This is a genomic window from Mycobacterium sp. (genome assembly GCF_050701515.1).
GTDB lineage: Bacteria > Actinomycetota > Actinomycetes > Mycobacteriales > Mycobacteriaceae > Mycobacterium.
In genome coordinates, this window is sequence record NZ_JBOGDB010000200.1 from 1 (window position 1) to 8,441 (window position 8,441).

The window sequence follows — 8,441 nt, forward strand, 5'->3', positions numbered from 1 at the left end:
TACTCATCGGCGACCACTCCGACGAGCGGCCGCTGCAGATCCTCGGTGTCGAGACCGCGGACCTGGAATCGGCGCTGGCGCTGTGGGCAGAGCGGCCTCATCCGCAGACTGTCGCGGTCGCCGCGGACCTGTTCGAAAGCGACGAGCGGGTGCGCCGCGGCGTGCTCGGCGCGCTCGAGCAAGGCTTGACCGAGGTCACCCTGTGGGGTGACAGCTGGCCCGCGGGGCTCGACGACAGCGTCGGACCTGTTGCGCATCACCTCAGCGCGGCCGCCCGGGCATTCAAGACCCAGGCGTTGGCCGCGGCGGACGACCCCGATGCGGGCCTCGTCGGCGACACCGAGACATTCCGCTGCGGTGTGATGTCGTGCCCTTCGGTCGCCGCGGACCTCGTTCCCGCGAGTTGACGACGCCGCGCGGAATCAGCCCGCTCCGCCGAGGTCGATGAGAACCTTGCCGATCGCGCGACCGTCGGCGACGTGACGGAGAGCCCGCGCCGTGTCGGCGAGTGGGTAGACCGCGCCGATATGGGGTGACACTTTGCCGGTGGCGAGGAGTGCGCGGAGTTCGTTCTCGTTGCGGACGAACTCGTCGGGTGGAACATCCTGGAACTGGAAACCGAGGACGTGCACGCCCTTTACCAGCACCAGATTGAGCGGGATGCGGGGGATCACGCCGGACGCGAAACCGACGGTGACGAATCGCCCGCCCCGGCGCAGCGATCGCAGCGCGGGTTCACTCAGATCACCGCCGACGGGGTCGATGACGGCATCCGCACCATCGGGCAGCGTGTCGCGCAGCGCGGTGCGCAGATCGCCCGAGCGGTGGTTGATGAGGTGATGGGCGCCGTATGAGGCTGCCACATCGAGCTTTTCGACTGACGACGCCACAGCGGTGACACCAGCGCCCAACTCGACGCCGAGCTGCGCCGCCGCGAGCCCGACACCGCCACCGGCGCCCAGCACGATCAACTCATGGCCGGGCTGCAGTAGCGCGACCGAGCGCAGCGTGTGATAGGCGGTGCGGTAGGCCACGCCGAAGGCCACCGCGGTGCGCTCCGCGATGCCGTCCGGTATCCGGGCCAGTCCCGCCGCGGGCACCACGACCTGTTCGGCGAACGCGCCGTACATTGCGGTGCCGGTCACCCGGTCGCCGACCGTCAGATCGCCTGCCTCATCCGCGAGTTCGACGACGACGCCCGCGAACTCGCTGCCGACCACGAACGGCGGCGGCACACTGATCTGGTATCGGTCGGCGACGAGTAGGACGTCGGGAAAATTGACCGCGGCGGCGCCAACGCGCACCCGGACCTGCCCGGCTTCGAGCGCCGGTGACGGTATCTCCTCGACACGAATCACTTCCGGCGGGCCGTACGTGGGGCAGACCGCGGCGCGCATCACCGATAGTCGGAGGATTCGGCCAGCTCGGCCGCCGACCGCATCAGCGAAACGATGACGGGTCCGTAGGCCAGCAGCTTCTCGTCATTTCCCGCACGTTGGAAGCCCTGCTCCAGCACGATCGCCAGTTTCCACTTGGCCAGCACCAGGTAGTAGTCCAGATCGTCGACCTGCCGCCCGGAGACCTTGGCGTAGTGGTCGATCACCTCTGTGCGAGAAGGCATTCCACGCATGTCGACGTAGCTCATCTCCGAGGATTCCGGTGCGTCGGGCTTCTCCGGCCAGCTCTGCACCATCCAGGCCAAGTCCAGTTTCGGATCGCCGACCGTACCCATCTCCCAGTCCACGATGGCCGCCAGTCTCGCCGGCGCCCCGTGGTGATACATCACATTGGCGAACTGGTAGTCGCCATGCATGAGTCCCGGGATGAAGTCGAGCGGGCGGTGGGTGCGCAGCCAGTCGGTGGCCACGTCGAGGCCCTCGATCTCCCGGCCCTTGATCCGCTCGAAAAAGCTCGTCCAACGGTCGACTTGGCGCTCGTGAAAACCGTCGGGCCGACCGAGATCATGCAGCCCGCTGGCTTTCCAGTCCACCTTCGACAGCAGCGCGATGCCCTCGGCCAGCTGATACGACAGCCCGGGCCGCGCGCTGAGATCGGATGAGAACGGTTCGGGCCACGCTCTCTGATCCATCGGCGACCAGCCGTCGACGAAACCCATCAGATAGAACGGACGGCCGAGTACCGAGGGATCGGCACATACGCCGACCGCGGCGGTGTGCGGCACGTCGCTGCCATCGAGCGCCTCGATGATCCGCCATTCCCGCAGGATGCCCTTGTCCCGGTCCGGTGGCGCGCCGGGGGGAGGCACGCGCAGCACGCAGAGCTCGTCGCCACGTCGGATTTCAAAGATGACGTTCTGGGTGCCCCCGGACAAATACCGCGTCTGCAGCGGTTCGTCCTTACCGGGCAGCGCGGCGGCGTCCATCCAATCGGCGAGCCGCGCAACGTCTATCTCGACATCGCTCACAGATTGCCCACTTCGTTCTCCAGGTACTCGGCGAACTTCGCCCTGGCGGCTTCCCGCTTCCTCGGCAGCCACTGGGTGGGCCAGGTGTCGTCGGTTGGCTGGTAGTCGCGCAACACCTGCTTTGCGACCGTTGTCTTGTGCACTTCGGTCGGACCGTCGGCGAGCCCCATCACAGCGGAGCCGGTCACCATGCCGAGGAACGGCATTTCGTTGGTGACACCCAGCGCACCGTGTACTTGCATTGCCCGCCAGGCGATGTCGTGCAGGACGGTCGGCATGACCACCTTCACCGCTGCGATGTCCTTGCGCACCTTCTTGTAGTTGTTGTACTTGTCGATCTCCCAGGCCGTGTAGAGCACCATCAATCGGAATTGGAGTAACTGGGCATAGGAGTCGGCGACATAGCCCTGCACGAACTGCTTTTCGGACAGCCGGCTGCCAGCAGTCTCCCGGCTGAGGGCGCGCTCGCACATCATGTCCAGCGCCTTGCGCGCCAGCCCGATGGTGCGCATCGCGTGGTGAATGCGGCCGCCGCCGAGACGGGTCTGAGCGATGACGAAAGCCTGGCCCTCGCCCCCCAGCACCGCGTCGGCGGGCACCCGCACGTTGTCGTAGTGGATGAGCGCGTGTGACCCCTCGCCTTCACGCTCGCCGTACAGCCCGATGTTTCGTTCGATGTTCACGCCGGGTGTGTCGGTCGGCACCAGGAACATCGACATTCCTTGGTAGGCACTGACTTCGGGATTGGTCACTACCATCACAATCAGGAAGGACGCGGTCTTGGCGTTGGAGGAGAAGAACTTCCAGCCGTTGATCACCCAGTCGTCTCCGTCACGCACCGCCTGGGTCTTGAACAAGCGGGGGTCAGCGCCCGCATGCGGCTCGGTCATCGAGTAGCTGGAGAACAGCTCGCCGTTGAGCAGCGGCCGCAGGTACCGCTCCTTCTGTTCGTCGGTGCCGAAGTGGGCGATGATCTCCGCGTTGCCGGTGTCGGGAGCCTGGCAGCCGAACACGATCGGCGCCCACTGCGACCGGCCCAGTATCTCGTTCAGCAGGGCGAGCTTGAGCTGGCCGTAGCCCTGACCTCCCAGTTCTGGTCCCAGATGGGTGGCCCACAAACCCCGTCCCCTGACTTCTTCCTTGAGCGGGTCGACAACCTTGCGGAGCTTGTCGTCCAACGGCTGGAACTGCCGGTGCGGAAACGCCAAGTCGAGCGGCTCGACCTCCTCGCGGACGAACTCGTCCGCCCAGTCCAGCACCTTCTGGTACTCGGGATCGGATTCGAAATCCCACGCCATTTCCGGCCTCCTCGCTTCTATTCCATGGTCACGCCGAGCTTGCGTTGTATCCGGCGATCAGTGCAGCGATGTCGCGGGCCACCACCTCGGCGAAGGATCGGTCGCCGAAGCTGCCCGAAGCCCAATGCCGAACCCCCTCGCTGACATGCATCTGAGCCAATCCCGACAAGTGCGCCACGTCAATATCAGTCAGGTGTTGCCCCAATTTGCCGTCGGCCTTCGCCCGGGTGAAGAGCTCGCCGAACATGTCGGCGTCAGTGGCGGCGGGCCGGTCTCCGGACAGGATGCGGTGTTGCTGTCGGTAGCCCTCGAGGATCGTCTGCACGATCAGGTCGCGGGGATTGCGTGCCATCGACCGTTCCAGGCTGCGCAGCGCCTCGGCGACGACGGTTTCGATCTCGTAGTCGCTATCCAGCAGCGTCCGGACGGTCTTCTGCGCGGCGCGGGTGGATAGCAGCCCGACTTCGAAGAGCACGTCCTCCTTCGCGAGGAAGTAGAAGTAGAACAACGCCCGCGACACGCCGGCCGCCCGGCAGATGTCGGCGACCGTCGTCTTCGCATAGCCGTTGGTGCGCCATAGCGCCATTGCCGCCTGAACCAGGCTGCGCTTGGTCTGATGCGATCGAGCGCGTTGAAATGAGGCGCGGCGCTGACTACCGTCAGCAACCGTCACCGCGTTGTCCTTCGGCACTATCGCACTGTAACCGCCAGATTGGCGCTTGCATATAGTTGACGTTTGTCTAACTATCTATTGATGGCAAACCAGCTGCATCACGTCGTCATGCGAAGCCATTCGGCGCAGACTTTCATCGCCTTCCTCACCGATGTCGTCGGCATGGAAGTCCAGTTCCAAATGCGGGTTCCCGGTCCGGTGCTGGAGGCGACGTTGGGCTGGCCGCCGTCCGACGGGGCGGACGTCACCATGCTCGGCGGCGGCGACTCCGGTCTGATCGAGGTGCTCGACGTTCCGGAGCACCTGCGTGAGTTTGCGCCCGAGGGACTCGCAGCGCTCTCGTTCTTGACCGAGGATTTCAGCGGCGCGCATGACAAAGCGCAGACGTTTGCGAGTGACGTCACCCGGTTCGACACCAGTGTGCCCGGCGTCGAGTTGTTCTTCTGCACGATGGGCGGCGTACCCATCGAGTTCATGGGCGCCTATGCCCCAGAAGCGAACTCGGAGAACAGCGATGCGACGAACTCCTGAGTGCGACGCCGCGACGCACTGCGCTGGGTCGCGTCTTCGCCAAGGGGGACCACCCGGACCGCGAGATCGGTGACGCCCGCATCGCGGTAGCGGCGCAGGCGCGCCAGGATGGCTGACTCGTCGCCGGCCGCCATGGTGTCTCCGACATCTTGGGCGTCGCCATGCTCAAGCAGCCGAACATAGTTGGGGGAGAAGTCGGCATGGCCGAGCACCTCGCTGGCATATGCCCGGGCGGGCTCTACTTCGTTGTCGGAGCACAGCGCCACGGGAACGCCGGCGACGACGCGCACCGGGCGTCCGCCCGCCGCCTCGGTAATACGGGGGACCACGTAGTCGCCGATTGCTCGCTCGTCCGCCATCCACAGGATGGTTCCGCCGCTGCGCTGGCCGGCGATCAGAAGCATCGTCGGCCCGAGCGCGGCGATAAGCACCGGCATCTCGAATGCGTCGGTGACATCCACCGGGCTGTGCACGCGGTAATGGTCATTGTCGACCGCCACCGCACCCGGGCCCGCGAACGCCGCGTCGAGCACCTCGAGGTAGTCACGGACCAGCCGTGCCGGCCGGCCGTAGGGCAGTCCGAGCTGATCGGCGATGATCCAGTGATGCGACGGGCCGATACCGAGGGTGAACCGGCCGGAGCATGCGACCTGGGTGGTCAGCGCCTGCTGCGCCATGATCAGCGGATGGCGGGTCTGAATGGGAACGACCGCCGTTCCGATCTCAATGCGCTCGCTGACCTGACCGAGAAGCGCGACGGCCGTCATCGCGTCGAGGTAACCGGGAACCTGGGGAATCCAGAACGACGCGAAACCCTGGCTTTCAGCCCTCTTTCCGTCGGCCAGCAGACCGCCCAGCCGGTCCGCACGTGAGCGCTCCTTGTCGGAGCCGACCATCAAGCCGATCCGCATTCAAACCTCCTACGGCACATGTCGATCCCAGTCATGCGGCACGACCGGATAAAACGGTGCGGCCAACAGCGGTTCGACGCCGGCTTGCCCCCACCGGGCCGCCAACGCCGGCCGTAACCGCGCCGCCGTGGCGACCGGGTCGTCGTCGAGGAAGCAGTAGGTGAGCAACTGACCCGGCTGGGCACTCGCCAGGCCCGCATCGACCCGCTGCGAGGCCACCGACCAGACGCCGGCCACCCCTTCGACGTCGGTCAGATCCGCCGGCGGTGTCGTGCCCGCTTCCAGCAGCAGGTACACGCCCCGGGCCGGCCACCAGGGCAGCACGTCGGCGCCGATCATGACCCGCGGTGCCGCAACCTTGCTCTGCACCGCGTACACACCACGCTGTACCGGCGGCAGCAGCGGCAACTTCCGGTCCGCTCCGCCCAGCGCCGCGGACAGTTCGTAGAACGCCTTGAGCCCACGTTGATCGGTGAAGAAATAGGTCATCACGTGGTCGATCGCGTCGAAGCGCTCGCCGCCCGACGCGCGGGCGGCCCGGCAGGCCGGCGTCGACACCAGCCGCAGGGAGGCGCGCACCGCGGCGAGCCGATGCTGCTCGGGCCGGTGGTCGAGGGTGTGCCAGCGCAGATAGTCGGCGTCACGGCCCTCCGGATGACGCGTCGCCATCGAAACGTAAAGGGTGCTGATCTCGCCGCGTCCGGTGGCGAGCACGCCATCTACCTCGTCGGAGGGGGTTCCTGGCAGCAGCATCACGGATATCCTTGGGGCAGACCGGTTTCGGGGTGGCGGGCGATGATCATTCGGCGGAAACCCTCGCGCCAGGGCACTTTCGTCCTGCCGAGAACCTCGTGCATGCGGGTCACGTCGGGCCACAGCGGCGTGTGCGCGTCGGGCGTGTAGTCGAAGATGGGCTCGACGCCGACGAGCTCGCCCATGTACGTGCAGTAGTCCTCGACGCTGACCGTCTCACTGCCCGCCCAGTTCACGACGACCGGCGGAGTGTCGGCGACCTCCATCGCCCGGATGCCGAGCTCGACGTAATCGTCTTCGTAGATCGGGTTGTACTTGTTCGGCTTGTCAGGGTGCAGGCGTATCGGCTTGCCCGCCAACATCGCATCGAGGCGATCGGCCGGTGCCCCGCCCTCGGGCCCGTAGGTGGAGCAGATCCGGATGACCGTGAGCGGAACGTCATAGTGGTCGGCCACCCACGTGCACACCGCTTCGCCCGCGATCTTCGAGAAGCTGTAGTTCGGCCGCAGCGGCACACCTGGCGGGTCGGTCTCGCGTAGCGGTCGCCGGCCCTGGTAGCCGTAGATCGAGCCGGTCGAGCAGAAGACGAAGCCCTTGGCGGTTCGGCAATGCGCAAGCAGCTCGCCCGAGTTGTGTGCGTTCGTCTCGACGCATCGGGTCCAGTCGTCGATGCCAGGATCGACTGCTGCATGGAATACATAGTCGAAATCACTTGGCAAAACAGAGAAGTCGGGCTTGGCCATGTCGAGGGCAATCGGTATGATCCCGGCATCCGCCAATCTGTCCCGGCCCGCTTGCTCGCGCAGGCGCGCCGCACCCCATACCTCATTGCGCCGCGCGAGAGCCCGCGCTATCGGGAAGGCGATCTTGCCTGTCGCGCCGGTGATCAGGATCTTTTCTGAAGCGAGCATCCCATTAGTCATAGCGCACCGCGCCGTAAATGTTAAGTACTTGATATGTTGACCATGTGCAACTGAGGTTCGACGACGAGGTTGAGGCATTCCGCGCGGAGTTCATCGCCTTCCTCGACGAGCATCTGCCGTCAGAGGCCGAGGCGGCTGCGGAGCGGTCAAGTTCGACGTCGCACGTTCCGGAATGGGCACGTCGTTGGCAGCGGCTGCAGTTCGACCACGGGTGGCTGTTGCCCACCCCTACAGCCCGGAACAATTCACCGCGGGCTGGTTCGCGCGCTACATCGGCAGCTTCGCGGGCACCATCGCCGGGGGCACGTCGGAGATCCAGCGCAACATCATCGGGCAGCGCGTCCTCAAGCTGCCCGCGCGCTGATTTGTCGGCTACTCACGCGGGTCAATATCAACTACTTGTGATTATTGGCGCAAGCATATACCGTCGGCGCCGAGTGGACAGGAGAAGCTGATGGCTCGTTTTCCCAAACCGCCCGAGGGCAGTTGGACGCAGCACTATCCACAATTGGGAACCGAGCCGGTGTCCTACGAGGATTCCATCAGCCCCGAGTTCTACGAGATCGAACGCAAAGCCGTTTTCAGGCGCGCGTGGCTGAATGTCGGTCGCGTCGAACAGCTTCCGCGCAAAGGCAGCTACTTCACCAAAGAGCTGAAAGTCGCCAACACGTCGATCATCGTGGTGCGCACCACCGCCGGCGAGGTCAAGGCCTACCACAACATCTGCCGGCACCGCGGCAACAAGCTGGTGTGGAACGACATGCCGCTGGAGGAGACCAGCGGCTTATGCAAGCAGTTCACCTGCAAGTACCACGCCTGGCGATACGACCTCGACGGCAACCTGACGTTCGTCCAGCAGGAAGAGGAGTTCTTCGACCTCGACAAGAGCCGCTACGGCCTGGTGAGCGTGCACTGCGACGTCTGGGA

At 65.5% G+C, this 8,441-nt stretch carries 11 protein-coding genes and 1 pseudogene; 5 read left to right on the top strand and 7 right to left on the bottom strand.

The annotated features are described in order from the left end of the window. Positions 1-407, top strand: a 407-nt coding sequence (locus ACRDU5_RS16180; protein WP_526615646.1) for a hypothetical protein, incomplete at its 5' end; no start/stop codon positions are given. Between the two features lie 15 nt (positions 408-422). Here ACRDU5_RS16180 and ACRDU5_RS16185 read toward each other — a convergent pair. The 4 genes from ACRDU5_RS16185 to ACRDU5_RS16200 are packed head-to-tail and all read right to left on the bottom strand — an operon-like array spanning position 423 to position 4,414. Further along, positions 423-1,397 (bottom strand): NADPH:quinone oxidoreductase family protein, encoded by a 975-nt coding sequence (locus tag ACRDU5_RS16185; protein ID WP_526615647.1) that lies wholly within the window; start codon positions 1,395-1,397, stop codon positions 423-425. After that, complete coding sequence (locus tag ACRDU5_RS16190; protein WP_526615656.1) at positions 1,397-2,383, bottom strand: phosphotransferase family protein; 987 nt, start codon at positions 2,381-2,383, stop codon at positions 1,397-1,399. The genes ACRDU5_RS16185 and ACRDU5_RS16190 overlap by 1 nt, the downstream gene beginning before the upstream one ends. Positions 2,384-2,421: 38 nt before the next feature. Beyond that, on the bottom strand, positions 2,422-3,723 hold the full coding sequence (locus ACRDU5_RS16195; RefSeq protein ID WP_526615648.1) for an acyl-CoA dehydrogenase family protein: 1,302 nt from the start codon (positions 3,721-3,723) through the stop codon (positions 2,422-2,424). Positions 3,724-3,751: 28 nt separating this feature from the next. After that, positions 3,752-4,414 (bottom strand): TetR/AcrR family transcriptional regulator, encoded by a 663-nt coding sequence (locus ACRDU5_RS16200; RefSeq protein WP_526615649.1) that lies wholly within the window; start codon positions 4,412-4,414, stop codon positions 3,752-3,754. Positions 4,415-4,477: 63 nt separating this feature from the next. Between ACRDU5_RS16200 and ACRDU5_RS16205 the strand changes: the two genes are divergently transcribed. After that, positions 4,478-4,927, top strand: coding sequence for a VOC family protein (locus ACRDU5_RS16205; protein WP_526615650.1), 450 nt, complete (start codon positions 4,478-4,480; stop codon positions 4,925-4,927). On the opposite strand, the gene ACRDU5_RS16210 is transcribed toward ACRDU5_RS16205, so the two are convergent. From ACRDU5_RS16210 to ACRDU5_RS16220, 3 genes are read right to left on the bottom strand one after another with little or no spacing between them, the layout of a single operon-like run. Next, positions 4,879-5,838: a TIGR03564 family F420-dependent LLM class oxidoreductase gene (locus tag ACRDU5_RS16210; protein ID WP_526615651.1), complete on the bottom strand. Its 960-nt coding sequence runs from the start codon at positions 5,836-5,838 to the stop codon at positions 4,879-4,881. The two genes, ACRDU5_RS16205 and ACRDU5_RS16210, sit on opposite strands and share 49 nt — an antisense overlap. 9 nt (positions 5,839-5,847) lie before the next feature. Beyond that, positions 5,848-6,591, bottom strand: a complete 744-nt coding sequence (locus ACRDU5_RS16215; protein WP_526615652.1) for a hypothetical protein — start codon at positions 6,589-6,591, stop codon at positions 5,848-5,850. After that, positions 6,591-7,502, bottom strand: a complete 912-nt coding sequence (locus ACRDU5_RS16220; protein WP_526615654.1) for an NAD-dependent epimerase/dehydratase family protein — start codon at positions 7,500-7,502, stop codon at positions 6,591-6,593. The genes ACRDU5_RS16215 and ACRDU5_RS16220 overlap by 1 nt, the downstream gene beginning before the upstream one ends. Positions 7,503-7,558: 56 nt before the next feature. Here ACRDU5_RS16220 and ACRDU5_RS16225 point away from each other — a divergent pair. The 3 genes and pseudogenes from ACRDU5_RS16225 to ACRDU5_RS16235 all read left to right on the top strand — a co-directional run. After that, positions 7,559-7,780 (top strand): annotated as a pseudogene (locus ACRDU5_RS16225) (acyl-CoA dehydrogenase family protein); the annotation flags it as partial. Continuing rightward, positions 7,726-7,878, top strand: coding sequence for a hypothetical protein (locus tag ACRDU5_RS16230; RefSeq protein WP_526615657.1), 153 nt, complete (start codon positions 7,726-7,728; stop codon positions 7,876-7,878). The pseudogene ACRDU5_RS16225 and the gene ACRDU5_RS16230, both read left to right, overlap by 55 nt. Before the next feature lie 90 nt (positions 7,879-7,968). Beyond that, a partial coding sequence (locus ACRDU5_RS16235; protein ID WP_526615655.1) for an aromatic ring-hydroxylating oxygenase subunit alpha occupies positions 7,969-8,441 on the top strand: 473 nt, incomplete at its 3' end.

What these genes read in the sequence shown, in the direction of transcription:
- ACRDU5_RS16185 (WP_526615647.1), bottom strand. Translation starts at nt 1,397, where the DNA reads ATGCGCGCCGCGGTCTGCCCCACGTACGGCCCGCCGGAAGTGATTCGT.
- ACRDU5_RS16190 (WP_526615656.1), bottom strand. Translation starts at nt 2,383, where the DNA reads ATGGACGCCGCCGCGCTGCCCGGTAAGGACGAACCGCTGCAGACGCGG.
- ACRDU5_RS16195 (WP_526615648.1), bottom strand. Translation starts at nt 3,723, where the DNA reads ATGGCGTGGGATTTCGAATCCGATCCCGAGTACCAGAAGGTGCTGGAC.
- ACRDU5_RS16205 (WP_526615650.1), top strand. Translation starts at nt 4,478, where the DNA reads ATGGCAAACCAGCTGCATCACGTCGTCATGCGAAGCCATTCGGCGCAG.
- ACRDU5_RS16210 (WP_526615651.1), bottom strand. Translation starts at nt 5,838, where the DNA reads ATGCGGATCGGCTTGATGGTCGGCTCCGACAAGGAGCGCTCACGTGCG.
- ACRDU5_RS16215 (WP_526615652.1), bottom strand. Translation starts at nt 6,591, where the DNA reads ATGCTGCTGCCAGGAACCCCCTCCGACGAGGTAGATGGCGTGCTCGCC.
- ACRDU5_RS16220 (WP_526615654.1), bottom strand. Translation starts at nt 7,502, where the DNA reads ATGCTCGCTTCAGAAAAGATCCTGATCACCGGCGCGACAGGCAAGATC.